Here is a 25,047-nt window from a genome sequence, read left to right as displayed (position 1 = left end):
ATGAGCGATTCCTCTCGCATACGAATCGGCGTGGGCGTGCTGGGCTGTGGAAACGTCGGCTCGGCGTTGGTCGGGCTGCTGGAGGAGCAGCGGTCGGCAATCGCGGAGCGCACCGGCATGGAACTGGACGTGGTGCGGGTGGCGGTGCGCAGCGCGTCGCGCGACCGCGACGTGGTCTTGGCCGACGGGGTGCTGACCACCGACGCCGCCTCCGTGGTGAACGATCCCGAAGTGGATGTGGTGGTGGAGCTGATCGGGGGAATCGAGCCGGCCCGCGAGCTGGTTTCTGCCGCGCTGAAACTGGGCAAGCCGGTGGTCACCGGCAACAAAGAGCTGCTGGCCAACTATGGCGCAGAGCTGTATGCCGCGGCCGATGCCGCCGGAGTGGACCTCTTGTTCGAGGCCGCGGTCGGCGGAGGAATCCCCCTCATCCGTCCTCTGCGGGAGTCCTTGGCCGCCGAGCCGGTCCGCCGGGTGATGGGCATCGTCAACGGAACCACCAACTACATCTTGAGCCAGATGACCGAGCACGGCACCAGCTATCACGACGCCTTGGCCGACGCGCAGTCGCTGGGGTTTGCCGAGCGCGATCCTACCGCCGATGTGGAGGGGTTTGATGCTGCATCCAAGGCATCCATCATCGCCACGGTGGCATTCGGCGCCCGGGTGCTGGCCGGAAGCGTGAACCGGGAGGGCATCTCCGGCATCGGCGCCGCCGACATCGCCCACGCCCGGCGGCTGGGGTACGTGGTCAAGCTGCTGGCCATTGCCGAGCGGGTGGGCGATGTGGACGGCAAGCCGGAGTTGGCTGTGCGGGTACATCCGGCGATGGTGCCGGTCGATCATCCGCTGGCCTCGGTGCGGGACTCCTTCAATGCAGTGTTCGTGGAGGGCGACGCGGTGGGAGAGCTGATGCTGTATGGCCGGGGCGCCGGCGGGCGGCCCACCGCCAGCGCAGTGCTGGGCGACCTCATCGACGCGGCCGGCAACCGGTGCCGGGGAACGTGGACACCGATCGGCACCTTGGGCGAGGCGGTGATCTGCCCCATCGACGATCTGGAATCGGAGTACTACATCAACATGGAGGTGCTCGACCGGCCGGGCGTGCTGGCCGCGGTGGCCGGGGTGTTCGGGCGCCACGGGGTGAGCATCCGATCCATGGAGCAGGAGGGATTGGGCGACCAGGCCCGGCTGGTGTTCATCACCCACGAGGCCACCGAGCGTGATGTGCAAGCCACGCTTGGAGACTTGCGGGACCTGGATGCGGTGCGGGGCGTGCCTGCGTTGCTCCGAGTGATCAGCCAGTGAAATACATAAGCTCCCGGGGGCGGGCCCCGGTCAATCAGCGCGGACCAGGATCTTGAGCGTTAAGTACATCAGCACTAGGGGAAAAGCTCCTCATTTGGACTTCGGCGACGTTTTGTTGGCCGGGCTGGCCGCCGATGGGGGGCTCTATGTGCCCGACCGGTGGCCCGCGCTGTCGCCCGAAGCGCTGAGCGGAAGCCCTGGCCGGGGTGACTATGCCGACCTGGCTTCCGAGGTGATGTGGCCGTTCGTGGACGGGGCCTATCCCCGCAGCCGGTTCGACGAGATGGTGAGGAATGCCTACGCCGGGTTCGACCATCCCGAAGTGGTGCCGATGGTGGAGTTGGGAGACGGACTGTGGCTCATGGAGCTGTTCCACGGCCCGACGCTGGCCTTCAAGGACATCGCCCTCCAGCTGGTGGGGCGTCTTTTTGACGAGGAGTTGGCCCGGCGGGGCGAGCGGGTGACCATTGTGGGGGCCACCTCGGGCGATACCGGATCGGCGGCCATCGAGGCGGTGCGCGATAGAGAGAACATCGAGATCGTCTTCCTGCACCCCCATGGTCGGATCTCGGAGGTTCAGCGGCGGCAAATGACCACCGTGGACAGCGCCAACGTCCACTGCGTGGCCATCGAGGGAACCTTCGACGACTGCCAAGACCTGGTGAAGGCCATGTTTTCCGACGCCGCCTTCCGGGCCGAACACCGGCTGTCGGCCGCCAACTCCATCAACTGGGCCCGGGTCATGGCCCAGACCGTGTACTACGTGGCCGCCGTTACCCGGTACGGCTTGGAACAAGTGTCGTTCTCAGTGCCCACCGGCAACTTCGGAAACGTGCTGGCCGGCCATGTCGCCCGCCAAATGGGCTTGCCCGTCCACCGGTTTGTGGTGGCCAGCAACCGCAACGACATCCTGACCCAGTTTTTCACCACCGGCTCTATGGCCATTTCCGAGGTACACCCGACTATGTCGCCAAGCATGGACATCCAGGTGTCGTCCAACCTTGAGCGGCTGCTATTCGAACTCCAAGACCGTGACGGCATCCGCACCGCTGAGATGCTGGAAGACTTCCGGGCCACCGGCGAAATGCGCATCGACGCCCGCATCTCTTCGGACCTGAACCGGAGCTGGTCGGGAGTCCGAGTGGACGAAGACGAGACCACCTCCACCATTGCCGGGCTCTACCGGGACACCGGCATGATCATCGACCCCCATACCGCGGTGGGACTGGCCGCCGCCCAACGCTCCAAACAAGACTCCGACGGGCCCATGGTGGTGCTGGCCACCGCTCACCCGGCCAAGTTCGGCGACGCGGTGGAGGCGGCCATCGGGATACGCCCGCCATTGCCGCCGGCACTGGCCGAGCTGGCCGACCGGCCTGAGCGATGCCAGCGTCTGCCCAACGACCTGGCGGCGGTCAAAGCCCACGTTGCCCGGTGCTCGGGTCAGGGCTCCGGATAGCAGCAGGCTCAAGGTGATCTGGCAGAATCGGGCATCGTGAAGTACGTGGTGTGCATAGCTGGCCTGCGGCGCTGTCGGTCAGAGCTAGAGGGTCGTTTTTCGTGAAGTACGTGGTGTGCATACCCGACGGGTGCTCTGATTTGCCAGTGCCCGAACTGGATGGGGCCACGCCATTGGAGGCGGCCAACACCCCGGTACTCGATGCTCTGGCTGCCCGCGGACAGGTGGGTTTGGCCCAAGTCATCCCCCCGGGAATGCCGCCGGGCAGCGACGTGGGAAACATGTCCATCTTCGGTTACGACCCCGCCCGGTACCACACGGGACGCTCGCCAATCGAGGCCGCCGCGCTGGGGCTCACCCTCACCCCCGATCAGGTGGCCTACCGCTGCAATCTGGTCACGGTGACCGAAGACGGCATCATGGCCGACTTCTCCGGAGGGCACCCCGACTCTGATCGGGCCGCCGAGGTCATCGCCGCGCTGGACGCGGAGCTGGGGGGCGAGGTCAGCTTCCACGCCGGGGTGCAGTACCGCCACACCATGATCGCTCCGGCCGAGTGGGCCGACGCAGTGTGTACCCCGCCCCATGAGCTCTCCGATCAGCCGGTGGTCGGCCCCCAGGGTCCGGCCGGCGCCAAGCTGGCCGCGTTGGAGGAGGCCTCCCGGTCGGTGGTGCCCCGATTCGGGTTGAAGGCCAACCGGATCTGGCTCTGGGGTCAGGGCTTCCAGCCGGATATGCCCTCATTCCGGGAGATGCACGGCGTGGAGGCCGGGATGGTCAGCGCGGTCGACTTGGTGCGAGGGATCGGAGCGCTCACGGGCATGACGGTGGCCGACGTGCCCGGAGCCACTGCCTGGTACGACACCAACTACGAGGGCAAGCGGGACGCGGCTCTGGCCGGATTGGCCGACGGTGCCGACCTGTACGCGATCCACGTGGAGGCCAGCGACGAGGCTGGGCACGAGGGCAACGTGGTGGAAAAGGTCAGATGCCTGGAGAACTGGGATCAGCGCATCCTGGCCGGACTGGTGGATGGACTGGACCACATGGCCCCCTGGCGGCTGCTGCTACTGCCCGACCACGCCACGCCGCTGACCACGCGCAGCCATATAGACGACCCGGTTCCCTACCTGCTGGTGGACTCGGAGGTGGATGGCCCCGGCGGTGTCTACACCGAACGGAGCGCGGCCTCCGCCGAAGTGGTTCCCGGCCACCAACTCATGTCGAAACTGCTTTCGTAGCAGCCAAAAAAGGCCGGAATGTTGCCAGTAGGGGATTCTTGGGGTAATCTTCTCGGCGTTGGATCTGCGAAATCGCTCGCAGTCCTACCGGAAGCCCTCTGACCGCTCGGTCGATTTCGACATTCCATTTGTCTGCGTCCCGGCGGTTAACGGCTGCTCGAATGTTGCCGTCCGCATTCGCGGGCAGCGCCCCGAACAAAACGAAGTGTCGTCAGAGTTGTGGCATTTCAAGGGAGAATCGTGAGCGTAGAAACCACTGAGCTCTCTCGGTCGAAACTTCAGCGCAAAGACCGAGCGCAGCTTCAGATCATTGCCAGGGCCATGGGCGGACGCCCTGACGCCAAAGCCCGTAAAGCAGACATCGTGGATATGATCCTCGACCTTGCCGGCATCGGAGCCGACGGCGAAGGCCAAGCCGCGCCCGAAGCGGCCGGCAACGGCGCGGCGCCTGCTCAGGCAGAGCTCGCCGAGGAGGCGAAAGAGGAGGGTGAGCAGAGCGAAGAGGCCGTCCCTGAGGCCGAGTCGGAGGAGCTTCAGCAGGCTGACGAAGCAGAAGCATCGCAAGACGCACCGGATACAGAGGGCAAAACAGAAGAGAAGAGCGATCGCAGCCGCTCTGACAGGAGCCGTGAGGACCGTTCGGACCGGGACCGCCAAGACCGTCCCCGCCAGGAGCGGGATCGCCAAGACCGCGGCGACCGCCAGGAGCGGGGCGACCGCCAGGAGCGGGATCGCCAAGACCGCGGCGACCGCCAAGACCGCTCCCGCCAGCAGGACGACCAACCCGAGATCGGCAACCGCCGCCGTCGTCGGGGTCGGGGTCGCAACGACCGGGACCGCCCGGAAGAGACCTGGGAGGGCGACCCCATTGCCATCTCCGGGTATCTCGACCTGAGGGACGACGGCTACGGCTTCTTGCGGATCAAGGGCTTCCAGCCCAGCAAGGAAGACGCCTACGTATCGGTGAAGCAGGTCCGCCAGTTCGGGCTCCGCAAGGGCGACTTCATCACCGGCGGCTGCCGTCCGGCCACCCGCAACGAGAAGAACCCGGCTCTCCTGCATATCGACAGCGTCAACACGCTGCCTCCCGAGTCGGTCAAACAGCGCCCCAAGTTCGAGGATCTCACCCCGCTGTTCCCCGATGAGAAGCTCAGTCTGGAGCGCGACGACGATCCGGCCAACATGACCTGCCGCATCATCGATCTCCTATCGCCCATCGGCAAGGGCCAGCGCGGCCTGATCGTGTCGCCCCCCAAAGCGGGCAAGACCACGATCATGAAGGAGATCGCCCGCTCCATCGAGCTGAACAACCCCGAAGTACACCTGCTGGTGCTGCTGGTGGACGAGCGGCCCGAAGAAGTCACCGACATGCGGCGCTGGCTCATGCGGGGCGAGGTGGCGGCGTCCACCTTCGACCGGCCGGCCGACGAGCACACCCACGTGGCCGAGATGACCATCGAGCGGGCCAAGCGAATGGTGGAGCGAGGCGAGGATGTGGTGATCGTCCTCGACGGCATCACCCGTCTGTCGAGGGCCTACAACCTGGCCGCGCCGGCCACCGGGCGCATCATGTCGGGCGGTATCGACACGGGCGCCCTGTATCCGCCCAAGAAGTTCTTCGGCGCGGCCCGCAACGTGGAGGAGGGCGGCTCTCTCACCATCCTGGCCACCGCGCTGGTGGAAACCGGATCCCGCATGGACGAGGTGATCTTCGAGGAGTTCAAGGGCACCGGCAACATGGAGCTTCGTTTGGACCGGCACATCGCCGAGCGGCGGATCTACCCGTCCATCAACGTCGACGCCTCCTCTACTCGCCACGAGGAGCTGCTGTTCGAGCGCCGCCAGCTCCAGCAGGTGTGGAAGCTGCGACGGGTGCTCAACGGCCTCTCCAGCGACGGCAACGGGGGCGGGGCGGCCGGACTGGAGCTGCTGATGGATCGTCTGCGGACCTTCCCCAACAACGCCGCATTCCTGGAGGAAGTGGCAAAGGGCCCCGCTGGGGTGTGAGGCTAGGAGCAACATGAAGCCCGATATCCATCCCGAGTACCGCTTGGTGGTGTTCCAAGACACTTCCGCGGGCACGTCTTTCCTCACCAGGTCCACCATTGAGACCACCGAGACCGTGGAGTGGGAAGACGGCAACGAGTATCCCCTGGCCAAGGTGGGGATCTCCAGCGCCAGCCACCCGTTCTTCACCGGCCAGATGACCATTGTGGACACCGCTGGACGGGTAGAGCGCTTCGAGCGCCGCTACGGCCAGCGCAAGCGCTCGTCCAAGTAGACCCGACCGGCGCCACCTCGCCAATCCATCCCCACCGCCAACCCATACCGACGGTAGGTTGCCAGAGGTAGTTTGAACGCATGGAGGGGAATGCCGCCTATGAGGAGATTGAAGCGGAGTTCGTCGCGCTCGAAGAGCGGCTAGCCGATCCGGAGTTGCTGGCTGATCGGGACGCCTACGCCGCCACGGCCCGGCGCTATAAGGAGCTGGAGGCCAAGGCCGTCCGCATTCGGGAGCTGCGGGGCCATCGGGAGGACATAGAGACCGCCACCGAGATGCTGGCGGAGGCCGAGGTCGACGACGCAGAACGGGACTTGCTGGAAGCGGAGATTGAGGCCGCGGCCGCCGCGGCCGACGGGCTGGAGGCCGAACTGGCCGATCTGATGGCTCCTAAGGATCCCAACGACGGCAAGAACGTGATCGTGGAGATCAAGGGCGCCGAGGGGGGCGAGGAGGCCAACCTGTTCGCCCGCGATCTGTTCGACATGTATTCGGCTTACGCCGGCCAGCAGCGCTGGAAGCTGGAGATGATGAACGCCCAGGGCTCCGACATGGGGGGCTATACCGATGTGGTGTTCATGCTGCGGGGCGATGACGTGTGGCGCAAGATGAAGTACGAGGGCGGCCCCCACCGGGTGCAGCGGGTGCCGGTCACCGAGTCGCAGGGCCGGGTGCATACCTCGTCGGCCACCGTGTCGGTGCTGCCCGAGGCCGAGGAGGTGGAGGTCCACATCGAGGAGAAGGATCTCCAGGTCGACGTCTACCGGTCGTCGGGGCCGGGCGGCCAGTCGGTGAACACCACCGACTCAGCCGTCCGCATAACCCACAAGCCCACCGGGCTCGTGGTGTCAATGCAGGACGAGAAGAGCCAGCTTCAGAACCGCAACAAGGCAATGGCCGTTCTGCGGGCCCGCTTGCTCCAGGCCGAACAGCAGCGCCGCCAAGACGAGCTTTCTGAACAGCGCCGGGGGCAGGTGGGTGGCGGGGGCCGGTCGGAGAAGATCCGCACCTACAACTTCAAAGAAAATCGGGTTTCCGATCACCGCATCGGCTTGACCCTCTACAAGCTCGACCGCATTCTGGCCGGCGACTTGGACGAGGTGGTTGACGCCCTAGCCGAAGCTGAGCGCCAGGAAAACTTGGTCGGGTCGTGAAGTTGACGGCCCCGCGCGTCGTCTGGGCCGATGTGGCCAAAGACGCCGCCCAGCGGCTGGAGAATGCCGGGTTATCAGATGCGAAGGGGCAGGCCCGCCGTTTGGTGGAGCAGGCGTCGGGATACGAGGGCGGCGAATACTTCGGGGCTCTGACCAGGGTGCCAACCCAGCGTCAGATGGCCTATTTCGACTCGATGCTGGCCCGCCGTCTGGCGGGGGAGCCGTTGCAGTATGTGCTGGGCCGCTGGGGGTTTCGGGACTTGGATCTGATGGTGAGCCCCGCGGTGCTCATTCCCCGTCCAGAGACCGAGACATTGGCCGGGCTGGCTATCGATGAACTCGCCCGCCGCGATCCGCTCGGCGGCCTAGCCGTGGATCTGGGCACCGGCAGCGGAGCGGTGGGACTGGCGATGGTGATGGAGTGCGAGACGGCCCAAGTGGTTCTCACCGACGTGTCGGCTGAGGCGTTGGGCGTGGCTCGGGCCAACTTGGCCGGGTTGGGCCGGGCCGCAGTGCGGGTGTCGGCCTATCAGGGCTCGTGGTTCGAGGCCCTGCCCCAGTCGCTGGTTGGGACGGTGGACGTGGTGGTGAGCAACCCGCCGTACGTGTGCGATGACGAGGCGCTGCCTACCGAGGTGGCCGACTGGGAGCCGGAGTTGGCCCTGCGGGGCGGTCCCGACGGATTGGACGCCGCCCGCAGGATCCTGACCGAAGCCCCCCGCTGGCTGAGCCCGGGGGGCTCGGTGCTGCTGGAGCTTTCGCCCCAGCAGATGGACGCTGCCGCGGCCATTGCCCAGGCCGGCGGTCTGGTGGTAGAGGCGGTTCATCCCGACCTGGCCGGGCGAGACCGGGTGCTGCAATGTCGAAGGCAATGAGCATGGGCGGCCCAGCCGAGCTGGTGGAAATGGCCGCGGCTGAGCTAAAGGCGGGCCGGGCGGTGATCATCCCCACCGACACGGTGTACGGGCTAGCCGCCCTACCCGAGAACGCGGACCTGCTCTTTGAGCTCAAACAGCGTCCCGCCGACAAGGCGGTGGCCATCTTGGTGGCCCGCCCGGCCGACGCCGAACAGATGTTCGACCCGCTGCCCGCCACTCGGCGGCTCATGGAACAGTGCTGGCCGGGGGCACTCACCATCGTCCAAGACGGCTGCGGCGTGCGCTGTCCCGACCATCCGCTGGTCCAAGCCCTGGCTGCCGAAGTCGGTCCCATCGCCACCACCAGCGCCAACTTGAGCGGCCAGCCCACCCCCCACACCGCGGCGGAGGCCGCGGCCGCCTTTCCCGCCGTACAGTTGGTTGTCGACGGCGGTTCACTCGAGGCCGCTGCGTCCACCGTGGTGGAGGTGACCGAAGACGGGCTGTCGATCCTTCGCCAGGGGGCCGTGGAAGTAGATCGGTTGGCAGAAGATCGCAGTAATGAGTCATCAAGCAGGCGGCAGGCTGGATAGATTGACGCGTATGGCGCGAATCGCCGCCGGGGCCGACCACGCCGGAGTGCAGTTGAAAGACGAGCTGGTGGCCCATTTGCGGGATTTGGGCCATGACGTTGTCGATTGCGGAACCCATGGCCCCGACCGGGTGGACTACCCCGATTTCGGCGAGGCGGTGGCCCGCAAGGTGGCCACCGGCGAGGCCGAGATGGGGCTCTGTGTGTGCGGCACCGGCATCGGTATCGCCATGGCGGCCAACAAAGTACCCGGAGTGCGGGCGGCCACGGTGCACGACGTGACCTCGGCCCGGCTGACCCGGGAGCACAATGACGCCAACGTGATCTGTTTGGGCGAGCGGCTAGTTGGCCCCGAGCTGGCCAAAGATGCTCTGGAGACCTTCTTGGAGGCGTCTTTCGAAGAGGGCCGCCACATCCCCCGGGTGGCCAAAATCGACGCCCTATTACCCAAAGAAGAGGTAGCCCCTTGATGTGGCCCGTCAACGGCAACGACCCGGTGTTCGAAATGATCAACCGAGAGGTCGAGCGCCAGAACACCACCGTGCAGCTCATCGCCTCGGAGAACTTCGCTTCGCCCGCGGTTCTTTCTGCTACTGGATCGGTGCTCACCAACAAGTACAGCGAGGGGTATCCCGGTCGGCGCTACTACGGCGGAAACATGGTGATCGACGAGGTGGAGTCCATCGCAAGGGAGCGGGCCACCGCCCTGTTCGGGGCCGACCACGCCAACGTGCAGCCCCACTCGGGGGCCAACGCCAACGTGGCCGCCTACCTGGCCGTGCTGGAAGCGGGCGACACCGTGCTGGGCATGAGCCTGGACCACGGCGGTCACCTCACTCACGGCTCGCCGGTGAACATCAGTGGGCGCACCTACCGGTTCGTGGCCTACGGCGTGACCCCCAGCGATGAGCGCATCGACTACGACCAGATCCGGGACCTCGCCCTCGAGCACCGACCCAAGCTCATCGTGGCCGGTGCCACCGCCTATCCCCGCATCATCGACCCGGCGCCGTTCCGCACCATCGCCGACGAAGTGGGCGCCCTGTTCATGTTCGACGCGGCCCACATTGCCGGACTGATCGCCGGCGGTGTCCATCCCAACCCGGTGCCCCATTCCGACATCGTCACCTTTACCACCCACAAGACGCTGCGCGGTCCCCGAGGCGGGGCCATCCTGTGTACCCAGGATCTGGCCCCGGCCATCGACAAGGCCCTGTTCCCCGGTCTCCAGGGTGGTCCGCTGGAGCATGTGATCGCGGCCAAGGCGGTGGCCTTCGGCGAGGCTGCCACCCCCGAGTTCGCCGACTATGCCGCTCGTATCGTGGAGAACAGCGGAGTGCTGGTCAAGGGGCTGGCCGAGGAGGGGTTCCGCCTGGTGTCGGGGGGCAGCGACAACCATCTGCTTCTGGTGGATCTGCGGACTTTCGACGAAGAGCTCACCGGGAAGGTGGCCCAAGAAGTGCTCGACCGGGCTGGGATCACCCTCAACAAGAACACCGTGCCCGACGACCCCCGCTCTCCATTCGTGACCAGCGGGGTGCGGATCGGCACTCCGGCCACCACCACCCAGGGCATGGGTCCGGCAGAGATGGGCCTCATCGCCGGCATGATCGGCCAAACGCTGCGCCGGCGCGACGACGAGGATGCGGTGGCCGACGTCCGAGCGGAGGTTGCCGACCTCTGCGGGCGGTTCACCCCCTATTCACTGGCCGGTTAGCCAACCGGTGTCATGCCCCCCGGTGTCGACAGCTATCTGACGGTCTTCGCGGTAGCCGCCGGGGTGACAATGGCGATCACCCCGGTGATGCGCCGGATCAGCGAGCGCTGGGGCCTCATGGTGGAGCCCGATCCCCGGCGAGTCCACGAGCAGTCCACCGCAGTGCTTGGCGGCGTGGCCATGTTTATTGGATTTCTGGCGGCAATGGGCACCGCCTGGTTGCTGAGCGATTTCGACGTGGTGTTCGCCACCGCGTCGGAGCCGGTGGGAATCGTGATCGCCGCGCTGGTGATGATCGTGTTCGGCACTTACGACGACGTTCGGGAGATGTCGGCCCCAGCCAAGGTGGCCTCCATGGTGCTGGCCGGCAGCATCCTGTCGTTCGCCGGGGTGACGGTGCTTAACCTGCGGCTGCCGGTGCTCGACGCACTGATCCTGTCGCAAGACCTGGCTTTCGTGGTCACGGTGCTGTGGTTGGTGGCCATCGTCAATGCCATCAACTTGATCGACGGCTTGGACGGTTTGGCCGCGGGCATTGTGGGAATCGCCGGTCTCACGTTCTTCGTGTACTCCATCAAGCTCACCGATGAAGAGGTGCTGTTGGCCAACAACATCGGTCCGCTGGTGGCCATCATTGCCAGCGGGGTGGCGGTGGGGTTCCTGCCCCAGAACTTCCATCGGGCCCGTATCTTCATGGGCGACGGCGGCGCGCTATTCCTGGGCACGCTGCTGGCCGCCTCTACGGTGTCGGTGGGGGGGCGCAGCAGTGAGCCGTTCGCGGGGCAGACCTATTTCTTGTTCGCTCCCATGCTCATCCCGCTGATCATCTTGGCGGTGCCGGTGGTAGACGTGCTCTGGGCGGTGCTGCGGCGGACTCGGGCCCGCACCAGCATCACCACCCCCGACAAAGAGCACCTGCACCACCGGCTGATGAGCCTGGGCCACGGCCATCGCCGCAGCGTGCTGATCCTGTGGCTGTTCACCGCCCTGATGTCCACCCTGGTGCTGTATCCCACCTACTCCGGGGAAGGGGAAGTGATCATGGCGCCGGCCGCCGCGGTGCTGGTGTTGATGCTCTACACCGTCTTCCATCCCATTCTGCGCCGCCGTACCCCTTGAACCTCTCTCTGCGCAGCCAGCTTGATGATTTGGCCCTGTAGCCTGGTTCGCGAAACCATTTCGGCGAGGCCAATCCGCTTGCCATAGGGGCCCAATTCGTGCCAACTGCAATGACGCAGAACCCCCAGCTACAAAACCGCCAGAGCGCGGGAGACGCCCTCTCCATCGCTTTTGAGCTTGTGGCCACACCAGCGGTTTTCGCCTTCTTCGGCTGGCTCATCGACGGCGCGCTGGGAACAAGGCCGGTGTTCACATTGGTGCTCTGCCTATTGACTGCGGCTTATGCCGGATGGAAGGCGTTTCGAACTTACAGCGATCGCATGGAGGCCCACGATCGCAACCTGCCCAGCCGCCGAGCTGAATCGACTTCGGAGAGCGGCGATGGCTGAGCAAGCTGCCCAGCCCGCGGCGATGGGCGAGGAGGCGCCCGAGCGAACAATAGCTATCGACATGGTTCGCCGAGGCCTGATCGGTGGTCCGGTGCTGGTGGGGGTGTGCGCCGGGGTGTGGGGGTTCGACGGCCTGTGGTCCAGCGGCTACGCCCTCGGGCTGGTCCTGGTCAACTTCTGGCTGGCCGCCTTGTTCATCACCTGGTCGATGCGGATTTCTCCCACCATGTTGATGGCCGGGGTAATGGGCGGGTACTTCATCCGCCTGGGGATTCTCGTCGGGGCCTACTTCCTGGTGCGCAATACCGGATGGTTTGAAACGCTGCCGTTTGTCATCACACTGTTCGTGGCCTATAGCGTTCTGCTCGTTTGGGAGACCCGGTATGTCTCCCTATCCCTCGCTCACCCCGGCTTGAAGCCACAAGGAGCCCGTTCGTGAACATCTTCGCCTTGGACTTTCCGCCGGTTTCGCATCTGTTCCAGTGGCCCGACATCTTGTTCGCCGGCAACGAATACATCGGCCTCAACAAGACCGGGTTGATCTATATCGCTGCGCTGCTGTTGACCGCCGGGCTGTTCTGGGCGGCGGGCCGGCGCCGGTCGCTGGTGCCCACCGGGGCTCAGACCGTGGCCGAGGCGGGGATCGACTTTGTCGAGAACAGCATCATCATGCAGACCATCGGCCCCGACGGTCGCCGGTACCTGCCCTTCTTGACCACGCTGTTCTTTTTCGTCTTCTTCAGCAACATTTTCGAGGTCATCCCCTTCATCCAGTTCCCGGCCAACTCCCGCATGGCCATCCCGCTGGCTCTCGCCTTGGTGGTGTGGGCCATCTACCACGTGGTGGGCATCCGGGCCCAGGGCTTCTACCAATACTTCAAGGGGGCACTGTTCCCTCCAGGAGTGCCCAAGGCGCTCTACGTCTTAGTGACTCCTATCGAACTGCTCCAGATTCTGCTCATCCGCCCGTTGTCTCTGGCCATCCGGCTCTGGGCCAACATGGTGGCCGGCCATTTGCTGCTGGTGACCTTCGCGGTGCTGTCGGCCGCCCTGTGGGGGACCCTCTATGTGCCCGCAGTGCTGCCGTTTGCCGCGCTTATCTTGGTCACCGCGTTCGAGATCTTCGTCTCAGCCCTCCAGGCCTTCATTTTCACCATTCTCACCGCCGTGTACATCGGCGGATCACTACACCCCGAGCACTAGGAGACATTTACCTTGCTAGCACTCATATCCACCATCCTGGCCCAGCTGACCGGCGACGGTGAGGCGGGCCTGAGCGCCATCGGCGCTGGGCTCGGCTACGGCCTCGCCGCCATCGGACCTGGTATCGGTATCGGCATCGTGGTGGGCAACGCCATCACCGCCATGGCCCGTCAGCCTGAGTCAGCCGGCGTGGCTCGGACCACGATGTTCTTGGGCATCGCCTTTACCGAGGCGCTGGCCCTCATTGGATTCGTCGTCTTCATCCTCCTCTATTCAGCATGAGCCGGCGGCTTTGGGCCGCGGCTGCTGTGATAGTGGCCGTGGTGGTGCTCAGCGCGTCGGCGGCAAGTGCCAAGACGGTGGGATCGTGCATTCTCGATGAGATTGCTGCGGCCGAATTCGAAGGGATCGAGGGAGAGGGCTTTACCGCGGCCAAGAACCTGAAGACGCTGGCCGCGGCGGGCGACGAGCACGCCGAAGAACTCAAAGTGGCCCTTGGCGACGACCTTGAGGGCTGCTTTGATGCACCCAACCCGATCATCCCGGAGGTCAAAGAGATCGTCTGGGGCGGCTTGGCGTTTGTGGTGCTGCTGGCGTTGATGTACTGGAAGCTGTTCCCGGTGGTGAAGAACCTCATGGACCAGCGCACCCAGCGGATCCAAGACGCCATCGACGACGCCGACCGTCAACGGGCCGAGGCTGCCGAGGTCAAGGCCAACTACGAAGCGGAACTGGCCGACGCCAAGGCCGAGGCGGTCCGCATCGTGGACGAGGCCCGGGAGCAGGCCGGCGCGGTTAGAGCCGACCTTCAGGCTCGGGCTGAGGCCGATATCGCCGAGATGCGGGAGCGGGCCGCGGCCGACGTGGAAGCGTCCAAGCGCCAGGCCATCGCCGACTTGCAGTCGGAGGTGTCCGACATCGCCCTCGGTGCCGCCGAGGCAGTGATTGGTCGCAGCTTGGAAGACCCCGAGATGCAGCGCCAGTTGGTCGACGACTACATCGCCAGCGTGGGCGCGGGCCAGGACTGAGCTAATGGCTGAGCGATCTGCCAGCTACGCCGATGCTGTGGCCGCAGTGGCCCGGGTCGAGGGCAACCTCGACTTGGTGGCCGACGAGCTTTTCCGCGTCGCTCGGGCGCTGGAGGGCTCTGACGAGCTGCGGATGACTCTGTCCGACCGGCAGATCCCCGCCGCCCGCCGCCAGCAGATCGTGGAAGACCTGCTGGGCGGCCACGCCTCCGACACCACCACCGCCATGGTGTCCATGATCGTGGCCGCGGGGCGGTCGTCGGATCTGATCGGCATTGCCCGGGAGGCGGTGGAGATCAATGCCCGCGACCGGGGCCGCTCAGTGGCCGAGGTGCGGTCTGCGGTGGCCCTCTCCGACGACCAAGCCGAGCGGCTGGCCGCCGCCCTGAGCGCGGCCACCGGCCATCAGGTGGACATCAAGGTGGTTGTCGATCCCAGCATCATGGGCGGCGTGGTGGCCACCATCGGCGACGAGGTGATCGACGGATCAGTCTGCCACCGCCTGAGCCAGTTGCGGGACACCTTCTAATCCCGTGCACACGAGTTTGATGAACGTTTCTTACCGAGGAGAGCAATGGCAGAGCTGACCATCGACACCGGTTCCATAGCCGAGGCCATCCGCCGCAACCTGGAAGGGTTCCAACCTGAGGTCGAATTGGCCCAGGTGGGGCGGATCACCGAAGTGGGCGACGGCATCGCCCGCATCTCCGGGCTGCCCGGCGCGGCGGTGAACGAGATGCTTGAGTTTGAGAACGGGACCATTGGCTTGGCCCTGAACTTGGACGAGGACTCCATCGGCGCGGTGGTGCTGGGCGAGGTGGACGAGATCGAAGAGGGCCAGGCGGTCCGCTCCACCGGCGACATCCTGTCGGTTCCGGTAGGCGATGCCCTCTTGGGCCGGGTGGTGAACGCCCTGGGCGAGCCGGTAGACGGCAAGGGCCCCATCGTCGGCGCCGACACCCGCCGCATGGAGGTGCAGGCGCCCGGCATCACCGGCCGCAAGCCGGTACACGAGCCCATTCAGACCGGAATCAAGGCCATCGACTCGCTCATCCCCATCGGCCGGGGCCAGCGGGAGCTGATCATCGGCGACCGCAAGACGGGCAAGACCACCGTGGCCATGGACACAATCTTGAACCAGAAGGGCCAGGGGGTGAAGTGCATCTATGTGGCCATCGGCCAGAAGGCCTCCACCGTGGCCCAGGCGGTGGCCACGCTGGCCGAGCGGGGCGCTATGGAGTACACGGTGGTGGTGGTGGCCCCCGCCTCCGATCCGGCCCCGTTCAAGTACCTGGCCCCCTACGCCGGCTGCGCCATGGGCCAGCACTGGATGGACAACGGCGGACACGCGCTGGCGGTGTACGACGACCTGTCGAAGCAGGCCGAAGCCTACCGCCAGATGGCGCTTCTGCTCCGCCGCCCGCCGGGACGGGAGGCCTACCCCGGCGACGTGTTCTACCTGCACAGCCGGCTGCTGGAGCGGGCGGCCAAGCTGAGCGACGAGCGGGGGGCGGGGTCGCTGACCGCGCTGCCCATCATCGAGACCAAAGCCGGCGACGTGTCGGCCTACATCCCCACCAACGTGATCTCCATCACCGACGGACAGATCTTCTTGCAGGACGACCTGTTCAAGTCGGGAGTGCGGCCTGCGGTGGACGTGGGCATCTCGGTGTCCCGGGTGGGCTCGGCGGCCCAGATCAAGGCCATGAAAACCGCGGTGGGCACGCTGAAGGCCGACCTCCAGCAGTTCCGCGAGCTCGAGGCCTTTGCCGCTTTCGGCTCCGATCTCGATGCCGTGTCGCAGGCCCAGCTCGACCGGGGATACCGCCTCACCGAGCTGCTCAAGCAGGGCATCCAGACGCCCATGCCGGTGGAAGAGCAGGTGGTGTCGCTGTATGCCGGCACCCGGGGCTACTTGGACAACATCCCCGTCGAAGACGTGGCCCGCTTCGAGTCTGAGCTGCTGGAGTGGGTCCGGGCCCGCAATGCCGACCTGATGTCGGCGGTAGTGGACACCGGAGCGGTGGACGAAGAGGCCATGGAGGCCGCGGTTTCGGCTTTTGCGGCCCAGTTCGAGTCGTCGGCCGAGCCCGAGGGCGACGAGCCCGATGCCGAGGCGCAGGCCGAGGCAGCATCCGGTGTGGTGGACGCCGACCACACGCTTCCCGAGACCGACATCCAGCGGCCCGAGGAAGACTGAATCCATGCCCGGTGGTCAGGAACGGGCACTTCGCCGGCGGATCTCGTCGGTGCAGTCCACCAAGAAGATCACCCGGGCCATGGAGCTCATCGCCGCCACCCGGGTGGTGAAGGCCCAGCAGAGGGCCCACGCCGCCCGGCCCTACTCCACCAAGCTCACCAGCGTTATCGAAGACGTGGCCGCGGGCGGGGCCGAGGCCTCGCATCCGCTGCTTGAGCGGCGCGACCCGGTGCGCCGGGTGGGGTTTGTGGTCATCACCTCTGACCGGGGCTTGGCCGGGCCCTACAACAGCTCGGTTATCAAGGCCGCCGAGCGGGAGCTGATGGACGCCCAGACCAAGGGGCAGGACTACTCGCTCATGCTCATCGGCAAGAAGGGACAGGACTACTTCCGATTCCGCAACTACCGGATCGATGAGGCCTTCATCGGCATGAGCGACACCCCCACCTACGACGACGCCCGCCAGGTGGCCGAGATCGTGGCCGACCGGTTCGAGTCGGGCCACATCGACGAGGTGATCTTGGCCTACATGGAGTTCTTCACCATCGGCACCCAAAGGGTGGCCGTGCGGCGCTTCCTGCCGTTGGAGAGCATCGACGTGATCGCCGCCGCCGGAACCGGCGAGCTGCGGGCCGCCTTCGAGTTCGAGCCCTCCCCTGAGGGAGTGCTGGAGTCGCTTTTGCCCCGTTATGTGGAGTCGCGGCTGTTCTCGGCGCTGCTGGACGCGGCCGCTTCTGAGCACGCCAACCGCCAGCGAGCCATGAAGGCGGCCACCGACAACGCCGAGGAGCTGATCACCAAGCTCACCCGGGCCATGAACCGGGCCCGCCAAGACGCCATCACCACCGAGATCATGGAGATCGTCGGCGGTGCCGAAGCCCTAAAGGAAGAGGACGACGAAGGCGATATCGCCGATCTCCTCGCCACCGCCAACCAGTAGGAGAAGAAGTTCAGATGTCGGAGAATCTCAAAGACGGCCGGGTGGTCGCAATCGCCGGCCCGGTCATCGACGCCGAGTTCCCCCCAGACGCCCTGCCGGAGATCAACACCGCCCTCGAGTTCGACGTGAACGTGGACGGGGAGACCGTGACCGTGAAGGCCGAGGTGGCCCAGCAGATCGGCGATGGCCGGGTGCGGGCCATCGCCCTGAAGCCCACCGACGGCCTCACCCGGGGCACCGTGGTGCGCAACACCGGCCAGGGCATGACCGTGCCGGTGGGCGACGTGACCCTGGGCCACGTGTGGAACGTGGTGGGGGAGTGCCTGGACACCGACCGCAGCACCCTGGACGTGGGCGAGGAGTGGGAGATCCACCGCCCGGCCCCGTCGTTCGATTCCCTGGAGCCGTCCACCCGCATGTTCGAGACCGGCATCAAGGTCATCGACCTGCTCACCCCTTACAAGGAGGGCGGCAAGATCGGCCTGTTCGGCGGTGCCGGTGTGGGCAAGACCGTGCTTATCACCGAGATGATCAACCGGGTGGCCACCCAGCACGGGGGCGTGTCGGTGTTCGCCGGGGTGGGCGAGCGCACCCGTGAAGGCACCGACCTGTTCTTGGAGATGGAGGAGTCGGGCGTTTTGGACAAGGCCGCCCTGGTGTTCGGCCAGATGGACGAGCCTCCCGGCGTGCGGCTGCGGGTGGGCCTGGCCGGGGTGACAATGGCCGAGTACTTCCGCGACGTGCAGAACCAGGACGTGCTGTTGTTCATCGACAACATCTTCCGCTTTGTGCAGGCCGGCTCCGAGGTGTCCACCCTGTTGGGCCGGATGCCCTCGGCGGTGGGCTATCAGCCCACGCTGGCCGACGAGATGGGCGAGCTCCAAGAGCGCATCACCTCCACCCGGGGCCGGTCCATCACCTCGCTTCAGGCCGTGTACGTGCCGGCCGACGACTACACCGACCCGGCGCCGTTCACCTCGTTCACCCACTTCGACGGCACCACCGAGCTGAGCCGCGACATCGCCGCGCTGGGCATCTACCCGGCGGTGGACCCGTTGGCCTCCACCTCCACAATCCTCACTCCCGAGGTTGTCGGCGACCGCCACTACGGCGTGGCCCGCCGGGTGCAGGAGATCCTCCAGCGCTACAAGGAGCTTCAGGACATCATCGCCATCTTGGGCCTCGACGAGCTGTCGGAGGAGGACAAGGTGATCGTGTCCCGGGCCCGCAAGGTGCAGCGGTTCTTGTCCCAGCCCATGTTCGTGGCCGAGGTGTTCACCGGTCTGCCCGGCGTGTTCACCCCGGTCAACGAGACGGTGGACTCATTTGAGGCTTTGGTGAGGGGTGACCTAGACGACCTGCCCGAGCAGGCCTTCTTCATGGTCGGCGGCGCCGAGGATGCCCACCGCAAAGCCGCCGAACTCGAGGCCCAGGCAGCCTGACCGTGGCGATGAACGTCGAACTCGTCTCCCCTGAGGAGATCGTCTACACCGGCGAAGCCGAGATGGTGGTGGCCCGCACCACCGACGGGGAGATCGCGTTCCAGCCCGGCCACGTGCCCTTCTTGGGCGTGCTGGTGCCCAGCGACGTCCGGGTGTACACCACCGACGGCGCCAAGACCACCATCGCCGTCGAGCGCGGTTTCGTGGAAGTCTCCCACGACACCGTCGCCCTACTCAGCGACTCCGCCACCGTTAGCTGAGCTTGCTCTAAGTCGCAGGCTTCCCTCCGCAGCCAATTGTCACTGCTCGTCTCTAGTGTCGGCCGTTCACTCCACGAGGGGAGCTGCTGTGAGACGTTTCGAGGGGCCTCGGCCTCGCCCAATTCCGCTACCTGGCAGTAGTTCTTGGTCTACCGTGACCCTTATGGGTGATTCACCGCGTCCCGGGACGAACGGGTCCATGAACGCGTTGCTGTCCCAGGATGCTCCCGCCCACGACTGGTATCGGTTTGTTCTTTCCTTCCCGCCTCATTTGGTAAGGGACTATACCCATCGTTTCGGCCTCGATGGAAAACAGCGCTTGTTGGATCCCTTCTGCGGTACGGGCACGACGCTGGTGGAGGCCAAAAAGCTGGGGATTCCCAGTGTCGGCTTGGAAGCGGTCGGGGTTTCCCGCCTTGCCGCCAGCACGAAGGTGGACTGGTCGCCCGACCCGGACAGCCTTGCAGCGCACGCCGGGCTTATCGCTGAGAAGGCGCTTGCCATATTGGCCGCGGACGGTATCAGCGACGAGCCGATGCAGGACCCGCCGTCTGAAGTGCCGCTTCGGTCGCTGCCTGCACAGACCGCCAAGCTCTTGTTGAAGAATTCGATCAGCCCGTTGCCGCTGCACAAGGTGCTTGTCTTGAAAGAAGCGCTGGAAGGCGAACACGATGCCAGATTTGCCGCTCACGAGAAGCTTGCACTGGCCCGGGTGCTTCCAACCGATGTCGGCAATCTCCGATTCGGTCCCGAGGTCGGCGTGGGCAGGGTCAAACAAGATGCCAGCGTGGTGAGCCGGTGGATGGCGTGCGTGTTGTCGATGGCCGACGACATACGGCATCTCGGGCCTTCGGACTCAACGCCAGCTTGTGCCATAGAAGGCGATGCGCGGGAAGTGGGCCGGTACATTGAACCCAAGAGCGTCGACGCGGTCATCACATCACCGCCGTATCCCAACGAGAAGGACTATTCGCGCACCGTTCGGCTGGAGTCAGTCTTGTTGGGCTATATCAGTGAGAGGTCCGACCTTCAGGCGATGAAGAAGGAGCTCGTAAGGTCAAACACCCGCGGCGTGTATCGCAACGACAACGACGACGAATGGGTCAGCGGTGATGCCGAAGTCGAGCGCATCGCCGCGTCTATCGAAGCCCGGCGCATTGAGTTGGGTAAGGAGTCGGGATTTGAGCGGATGTACCACCGGGTGACCAAGTTGTACTTCGGCGGGATGGCCCGTCATTTCGCCTCTTTGGGCAAAGTGCTGCGCCCCGGTGCTCGCCTGGCCTACGTGGTGGGCGATCAGGCTTCATATCTGAGGGTGATGATCCGCACCGGCCAGCTTCTCGCTGAGATCGCCGAGCGCTCCGGATACGAGGTAGAGGCCATCGACTTGTTCCGCACCCGCCATGCCACCGCGACTAATGAGCAACTACGCGAAGAGGTGCTCGTTCTCCGTTGGCCGGGTACTGCCAAGGCATGACCGAGCGATGAGTACAGCCAGCGAGAGCCTTGCCCAGCGCATAATTGCCAAGATCTTTGCCGGTCACTTCAAGCCGGGGATGGTCGAAGTGGCGTTTCAGCGCGAAGAACTGGTCGCAGCCGCCGAGACACTGGGCGAACCGCGCCCAAAGAACCTTGGGGACATCATCTACTCCCTGCGCTACCGGGTCCCCTTGCCCGACAGCGTGCGCGAAGCGGCGCCCCCGAACAGCGAGTGGGCGATCTTCCCTGGAGGAAACGCCGTCTACGTGCTGCGAGCTGTGCCGTTCAACCTCATTGAGCCCCGCATGGGAATCCGCACCGTCAGGCTGCCTGATTCGACCCCTGGGGTTATCGCAAAATACGCCATGACCGACGAGCAGGCCCTTCTGGCAAGACTGCGCTACAACCGTCTTCTCGACGTATTCACCGGTCTCGCCTGCTACCCGTTGCAAAGCCATCTGCGGACCTCTGTGACCGTGGAGAATGCCATCGACGGCACGAGAAGCAGTTCCCAGGTCGAAACCGATGACCTGTATGTAGGCCTCGATCAACACGGTGCTCACTACGTTTTGCCAGTGCAGGCCAAAGGCGGAGCAGATGCCCTCAGTGTGATCCAGGTCTGGCAGGATTTCAGAGTTGCCGAGCAGAAATTCCCTGACTTGCTGGCCCGCCCCATTGCCGCTCAGTTCATGGCCAACAACGAGATCGCTCTATTCGAATTCGAGGAGTCCGACGACAGAATCACCATCGCCCGAGAGCAGCACTATGAGCTGGTGGCACCAGACCAGCTAACCGCCGAAGAACTCAAGTCTTACCGCCAGTCCGCGAGCCAAAACCCCTGAGAGGTTGATTCATAGCTCTTATACGATAGCGCCGAAGCGCAAACCGGCTGTTCAAAAGGGGTGAATGGTGAGCCTTCCAACGACAGAGGTGCTCGCAGCCCTACTCGACAGGGCACTGAGGTCTGCGAGGGTAGTGGATCAGCGGCACGGTGTTTCTCCGTCGTTGGTCGATATGAACATCTATCGGTCGCTCTTGAGGTCTTTTCGCACCTCCTACGACCCCTCAGCGAGGATGCACGCCTACTCCCTTCGACCAGTCGTTCAGGACGTCGAGATTGAGGGCCAACTGACGAATGTCATCAAGGCTCAATTGCGGGAATACATCCATGATGGCCATATCCAGTCCGCCGTGTATGCCACCGTCGGAGGGTCTACCAGCGGATTCAAGGTCGGCGACCTGCTAGGGCATTGGTTGGACATCGCCATCGCGCGAGGTCCTAACTATGCGGCTAATGCGTTTCTCATCGGGCTCACGGATCGGGACGTGCAGTATCAGAAGATAACACTGATCAAGGGACTGCGAATCGACCGCGAGGTCAACGTCAGCGACGGTGACCGGACCCCGTTTTTTGGTCCGCCTGATGTGTCACCTGTTTGTTGGTCCGGGTTTGCGGGAGTCAGGCGGCGTGTGGTTGTTGTTGGTGGCGTTTCTCGAACTCGGCGGGTGAGATGTTGCCGAGCGATGAGTGTCGCCGGGTTCGATTGTAGAAGATCTCGATCCAGTCGAAGATAGCGGTGGACAGCTCGGTGCGGGTTTTCCATTTCCTGGTGTTCAGCAGCTCGGTTTGCAGACGCGCCCAGAACGATTCGACCATGGCGTTGTCGAACGCGTCGCCGACGGCGCCCAGTGACTGCACGAGGTTCGCTTTTCGGAGTCGCTGGCTGAACGCCCATGACGTGAACTGGCCGGATTCAACCGGTGGTCGGAGTGGACGACTGCGCCGGGGCGCGGTCTGCGGCTGTCGATGGCCATGGCGAGAGCGGAGTTGACCATGGCCGCGGTCTGGCGGCGGTCTATCGACCAGCCGACGACCTTGCGGGATCACGCGTCAAGTACCGCGCACACATAGAGCTTGCCCTCTCGTGTCGGGTGCTCGGTGATGTCGGTCATCCAGAGCTGGTTCGGCCCGTCCCGGTCGAACTCGCGGTTCACAAGGTCAGCGGCTGGACCGTCCGGGGATCTGCCTGACTTTCGGCTCTTGCGGCGGGGCAGCCCGCATATGTGCTGCTCGCGCATGACCGACAGCACCAGATTGCGGCTGGCCCGGTGGCCGTAGACCTCGGCCAGCTCGGCCTGGACGCGCCGCCACCCGTAGGTGCGCCTGGACCGCACCCAGATCTCCGCGACGACATCTGCAAGCCATGCCCGCCGCACAGCGCGCGCCGTCAGCGGCCTGGCCCGCCAATAAAAGAACCCCGACGCCGAGACGCCCAAGAGCCGGCACGACCCCTTTAGGCCGTGCCCCTCAGCCCCCAAGGCCTCCACGATCGGGTACAGGTCTTTTGGGCGCATCACCCGATCCTCGCCGAACAGCTCCGACGCCCGCTTGACCGCAGCCAGCTCGCCCTCGAGCTCTTTGATCCGGCGCCGGGCCTCCTGCAGCTCAGCGCCCTCGCGGCTCGACGTGCCCGGCACCAAGCCCTGATCAATACGGTCTTGGCGCTTCCAGCGATACAGCGTCGACTCGGCCATCTCCAGCTCACGGGCCAGCCCGGCCACCGACCGGCCAGCCCGGATCTGGTCCAGCACCATTCCCCGGAACTCCGACGAATACGAAAACGGCATCCCCGCACCTCCCAGCTAGGAACACCACCACTCTCACAAACCAAGACCAAAAAATTGTGGACACATCAGCCGGACCAAACTCAAGGGGGTCACGCCAACGGCATACGACTCGTCCCATTACCGAACACTTCCACTGCGTTTCCGCACTACCTGCCCGAAATGAATGGGCCTACGGGGCCGAGGGCCGAAGACTTCTCGCTCGACACCATCTTGGTGATTGATACATCCGTGTAGCCGGTGTTTATCAATCCAGCAGAGACAGTCGGCGACGGAAACCTAATCCATTCCCAATACGAGGTGTTCAAGCATGAGGATGCGTCCCGCGACGACCCTGGCTTCGACGCATGGCGATTCTGTGAAGCGTTGTCCTTGATCACTGGGGGCGCGGTGCGGGCTGCGGCATGGTGGTCGCATCTCGACGAGGACCATATCTGCAAGGTACGGACATCCCTCGGGTACGGGTATAGCCGAGATGCAGTCCATGACCACGTTCCGAGTGGCGCTTCCGGCAATGCCACAGAGACAACCGTGCAGGAAGCGCTGGCCCTGTACCGCGCGCGGAGGGGACTTGACACTGAGACCGCAAGGCGGCTGGTTGTTCCCATCGACAGGTGGATCCGGTCTCGCACGGACCGGCTTACCGTTGACAAGTTCATCGACTTGGGAATAGCGCTGGAATCCCTCTACATCAATGAGGGAAGCACGACCGAGTTGCGATTCAGCTTGGCCTTGCGTGCAGCGTGATACCTAGGCACCTCCTCGTCGGAACGGCTCAGTTTGATGCGCGACTTCAAGAAGATCTACGAATTGCGGTCGAAAGCCGTCCATACTGGGCGTGTCGACGACCGCTCGGATACGTGCAGCATGCTGGCTATAGCGCAGGAGTAGTGCCGACGGGCCATCATCAAGATCATCATGGACGGGGGTTGCCCGGATTGGGAGAAGCTGGTGGTGAATTGAGCGGCAGACGCTGAGAGCCCGAGCACTGGGCCCAGTCGTCGGCCATAACGGCTACCGAATCAGGCTAGGAGATGATCTCTTGCTGACCGATGACGTCGATTTGGCAGAGGGGGCCTGGTGCTTTGGCCAGTCTGACGTCGGCGGTTAGCAGGGGACAGTCGAGCGTTTCAGCCAGGGCCACATAGGCAGCGTCGTAGGGGGTGAGATTGGAGCGAAGCTCGTAGGCGCGATCCATGAGCGGCAAGGTTGGGTAGTGGGCAACATCGAGAGCGGCCAGGTTTGCGATGGCTTCGCGCATGTTCTGGTCACTCAATTGTCCCCGTTGCCACCACTGACGGAGCACGGATACGACTTCCACATTCATGAGGTCAGGGGCAGCGAGGTCAGGGTCTGCCAGCAGTGCGGCCCGTGCTCGGTCGCCGTCTGATGAGTTGTCGGCGAGGGCGTTGACCGCCACCGACGCGTCCACCACTATCAACGCTGCTGGCGTTCTTCGGCCAGATACTCGGCGGCCTCGGCGAGACCGATCCGTCCGCCGCTCTGCTGTCTAGCCCGTTCCAGAACGTCATGGACTGAAGGCCGCTCGGCTAGCCGCTGCAATTCTGCCACTAGGAACTGTTGGAGCGACTTGCCCTCGCGGGCCGCGCGCTGCTGGAGCAGCGTGTGTGTCTCATCGGGGAGGTTGCGGACCAGCACATTTGCCATGCTTGCATTATGATATCAAACGACAGCGTTATGCAACCTGCTTCGTGAATGAAGGCTGCTGAGCTGCCAGATCAATGGACGGGGT

At 64.8% G+C, this 25,047-nt stretch carries 27 protein-coding genes; 23 read left to right on the top strand and 4 right to left on the bottom strand.

Annotated elements, in window-relative coordinates; genetic code table 11:
- The 23 genes from ACOQPI_RS15400 (at window position 1) to ACOQPI_RS15290 (ending at window position 21,511) form a co-directional block, all read left to right on the top strand.
- A complete protein-coding gene (locus tag ACOQPI_RS15400) occupies window positions 1-1,308 on the top strand; it encodes a homoserine dehydrogenase (protein WP_420620499.1) in 1,308 nt (435 codons plus the stop codon).
- 52 nt (window positions 1,309-1,360) lie between these two features.
- The gene (gene thrC, locus ACOQPI_RS15395) at window positions 1,361-2,767 is read left to right on the top strand and encodes a threonine synthase (protein ID WP_420620498.1); all 1,407 of its coding nucleotides are present in this window, start codon (window positions 1,361-1,363) and stop codon (window positions 2,765-2,767) included.
- A 101-nt stretch (window positions 2,768-2,868) separates the two neighbouring features.
- Complete coding sequence (apgM, locus tag ACOQPI_RS15390; RefSeq protein ID WP_420620497.1) at window positions 2,869-4,008, top strand: 2,3-bisphosphoglycerate-independent phosphoglycerate mutase; 1,140 nt, start codon at window positions 2,869-2,871, stop codon at window positions 4,006-4,008.
- A 321-nt stretch (window positions 4,009-4,329) separates the two neighbouring features.
- Window positions 4,330-6,015: a transcription termination factor Rho gene (rho, locus tag ACOQPI_RS15385; protein WP_420621054.1), complete on the top strand. Its 1,686-nt coding sequence runs from the start codon at window positions 4,330-4,332 to the stop codon at window positions 6,013-6,015.
- A gap of 13 nt (window positions 6,016-6,028) precedes the next feature.
- Window positions 6,029-6,289 carry a type B 50S ribosomal protein L31 gene (locus tag ACOQPI_RS15380; RefSeq protein ID WP_420620496.1) on the top strand — a complete coding sequence of 87 codons (261 nt, stop codon included), beginning with the start codon at window positions 6,029-6,031 and terminating at the stop codon, window positions 6,287-6,289.
- An 80-nt stretch (window positions 6,290-6,369) separates the two neighbouring features.
- Window positions 6,370-7,443, top strand: coding sequence for a peptide chain release factor 1 (gene prfA / locus ACOQPI_RS15375; RefSeq protein ID WP_420620495.1), 1,074 nt, complete (start codon window positions 6,370-6,372; stop codon window positions 7,441-7,443).
- A complete protein-coding gene (gene prmC / locus ACOQPI_RS15370; RefSeq protein WP_420620494.1) occupies window positions 7,440-8,318 on the top strand; it encodes a peptide chain release factor N(5)-glutamine methyltransferase in 879 nt (292 codons plus the stop codon). The genes prfA and prmC overlap by 4 nt, the downstream gene beginning before the upstream one ends.
- Complete coding sequence (locus ACOQPI_RS15365; protein WP_420620493.1) at window positions 8,303-8,893, top strand: L-threonylcarbamoyladenylate synthase; 591 nt, start codon at window positions 8,303-8,305, stop codon at window positions 8,891-8,893. Before prmC ends, ACOQPI_RS15365 begins: the two co-directional genes overlap by 16 nt.
- A gap of 10 nt (window positions 8,894-8,903) precedes the next feature.
- Window positions 8,904-9,362, top strand: coding sequence for a ribose 5-phosphate isomerase B (gene rpiB, locus ACOQPI_RS15360; RefSeq protein WP_420620492.1), 459 nt, complete (start codon window positions 8,904-8,906; stop codon window positions 9,360-9,362).
- Window positions 9,362-10,609, top strand: coding sequence for a serine hydroxymethyltransferase (gene glyA / locus ACOQPI_RS15355; RefSeq protein ID WP_420621053.1), 1,248 nt, complete (start codon window positions 9,362-9,364; stop codon window positions 10,607-10,609). The genes rpiB and glyA overlap by 1 nt, the downstream gene beginning before the upstream one ends.
- Window positions 10,610-10,621: 12 nt before the next feature.
- Window positions 10,622-11,728, top strand: coding sequence for a glycosyltransferase family 4 protein (locus ACOQPI_RS15350; protein WP_420620491.1), 1,107 nt, complete (start codon window positions 10,622-10,624; stop codon window positions 11,726-11,728).
- Between the two features lie 98 nt (window positions 11,729-11,826).
- Window positions 11,827-12,117, top strand: coding sequence for an AtpZ/AtpI family protein (locus ACOQPI_RS15345; RefSeq protein WP_420620490.1), 291 nt, complete (start codon window positions 11,827-11,829; stop codon window positions 12,115-12,117).
- A complete protein-coding gene (locus tag ACOQPI_RS15340; RefSeq protein WP_420620489.1) occupies window positions 12,110-12,556 on the top strand; it encodes an ATP synthase subunit I in 447 nt (148 codons plus the stop codon). The genes ACOQPI_RS15345 and ACOQPI_RS15340 overlap by 8 nt, the downstream gene beginning before the upstream one ends.
- Window positions 12,553-13,320 (top strand): F0F1 ATP synthase subunit A, encoded by a 768-nt coding sequence (atpB, locus tag ACOQPI_RS15335; protein ID WP_420620488.1) that lies wholly within the window; start codon window positions 12,553-12,555, stop codon window positions 13,318-13,320. Before ACOQPI_RS15340 ends, atpB begins: the two co-directional genes overlap by 4 nt.
- A gap of 33 nt (window positions 13,321-13,353) precedes the next feature.
- On the top strand, window positions 13,354-13,602 hold the full coding sequence (atpE, locus tag ACOQPI_RS15330; protein ID WP_419851459.1) for an ATP synthase F0 subunit C: 249 nt from the start codon (window positions 13,354-13,356) through the stop codon (window positions 13,600-13,602).
- Window positions 13,599-14,348 (top strand): F0F1 ATP synthase subunit B, encoded by a 750-nt coding sequence (gene atpF / locus ACOQPI_RS15325; protein ID WP_420620487.1) that lies wholly within the window; start codon window positions 13,599-13,601, stop codon window positions 14,346-14,348. Before atpE ends, atpF begins: the two co-directional genes overlap by 4 nt.
- A 4-nt stretch (window positions 14,349-14,352) precedes the next feature.
- On the top strand, window positions 14,353-14,877 hold the full coding sequence (atpH, locus tag ACOQPI_RS15320; protein ID WP_420620486.1) for an ATP synthase F1 subunit delta: 525 nt from the start codon (window positions 14,353-14,355) through the stop codon (window positions 14,875-14,877).
- 45 nt (window positions 14,878-14,922) lie between these two features.
- Entirely contained in the window at window positions 14,923-16,548 is a 1,626-nt protein-coding gene (gene atpA / locus ACOQPI_RS15315; RefSeq protein WP_420620485.1) for a F0F1 ATP synthase subunit alpha, read from the top strand.
- 4 nt (window positions 16,549-16,552) lie between these two features.
- A complete protein-coding gene (locus ACOQPI_RS15310) occupies window positions 16,553-17,488 on the top strand; it encodes a F0F1 ATP synthase subunit gamma (protein ID WP_420620484.1) in 936 nt (311 codons plus the stop codon).
- Between the two features lie 14 nt (window positions 17,489-17,502).
- Window positions 17,503-18,930 carry a F0F1 ATP synthase subunit beta gene (gene atpD, locus ACOQPI_RS15305; RefSeq protein ID WP_420620483.1) on the top strand — a complete coding sequence of 476 codons (1,428 nt, stop codon included), beginning with the start codon at window positions 17,503-17,505 and terminating at the stop codon, window positions 18,928-18,930.
- Between the two features lie 8 nt (window positions 18,931-18,938).
- Window positions 18,939-19,190 (top strand): F0F1 ATP synthase subunit epsilon, encoded by a 252-nt coding sequence (locus ACOQPI_RS15300; protein WP_420621052.1) that lies wholly within the window; start codon window positions 18,939-18,941, stop codon window positions 19,188-19,190.
- Window positions 19,191-19,389: 199 nt separating this feature from the next.
- Window positions 19,390-20,667 (top strand): DNA methyltransferase, encoded by a 1,278-nt coding sequence (locus ACOQPI_RS15295; protein WP_420620482.1) that lies wholly within the window; start codon window positions 19,390-19,392, stop codon window positions 20,665-20,667.
- A gap of 7 nt (window positions 20,668-20,674) precedes the next feature.
- Complete coding sequence (locus ACOQPI_RS15290; RefSeq protein ID WP_420620481.1) at window positions 20,675-21,511, top strand: endonuclease; 837 nt, start codon at window positions 20,675-20,677, stop codon at window positions 21,509-21,511.
- 617 nt (window positions 21,512-22,128) lie between these two features.
- On the opposite strand, the gene ACOQPI_RS15285 is transcribed toward ACOQPI_RS15290, so the two are convergent.
- From ACOQPI_RS15285 to ACOQPI_RS15270, 4 genes are all read right to left on the bottom strand, one after another.
- Entirely contained in the window at window positions 22,129-22,368 is a 240-nt protein-coding gene (locus tag ACOQPI_RS15285; protein WP_420620480.1) for an integrase core domain-containing protein, read from the bottom strand.
- A gap of 185 nt (window positions 22,369-22,553) precedes the next feature.
- Window positions 22,554-23,297: an IS3 family transposase gene (locus ACOQPI_RS15280; RefSeq protein WP_420620479.1), complete on the bottom strand. Its 744-nt coding sequence runs from the start codon at window positions 23,295-23,297 to the stop codon at window positions 22,554-22,556.
- 1,024 nt (window positions 23,298-24,321) lie between these two features.
- Entirely contained in the window at window positions 24,322-24,726 is a 405-nt protein-coding gene (locus ACOQPI_RS15275; protein WP_420620478.1) for a type II toxin-antitoxin system VapC family toxin, read from the bottom strand.
- Between the two features lie 5 nt (window positions 24,727-24,731).
- Complete coding sequence (locus ACOQPI_RS15270) at window positions 24,732-24,962, bottom strand: FitA-like ribbon-helix-helix domain-containing protein (RefSeq protein ID WP_420620477.1); 231 nt, start codon at window positions 24,960-24,962, stop codon at window positions 24,732-24,734.
- Window positions 24,963-25,047 lie beyond the last annotated feature (85 nt).

The sequence above is a fragment of the Candidatus Poriferisocius sp. genome (genome assembly GCF_965219815.1).
GTDB lineage: Bacteria > Actinomycetota > Acidimicrobiia > Acidimicrobiales > Bin134 > Poriferisocius.
The sequence above is the reverse complement of the archived record's forward strand: the minus strand, read 5'-3'. Positions and strand labels throughout refer to the sequence as shown.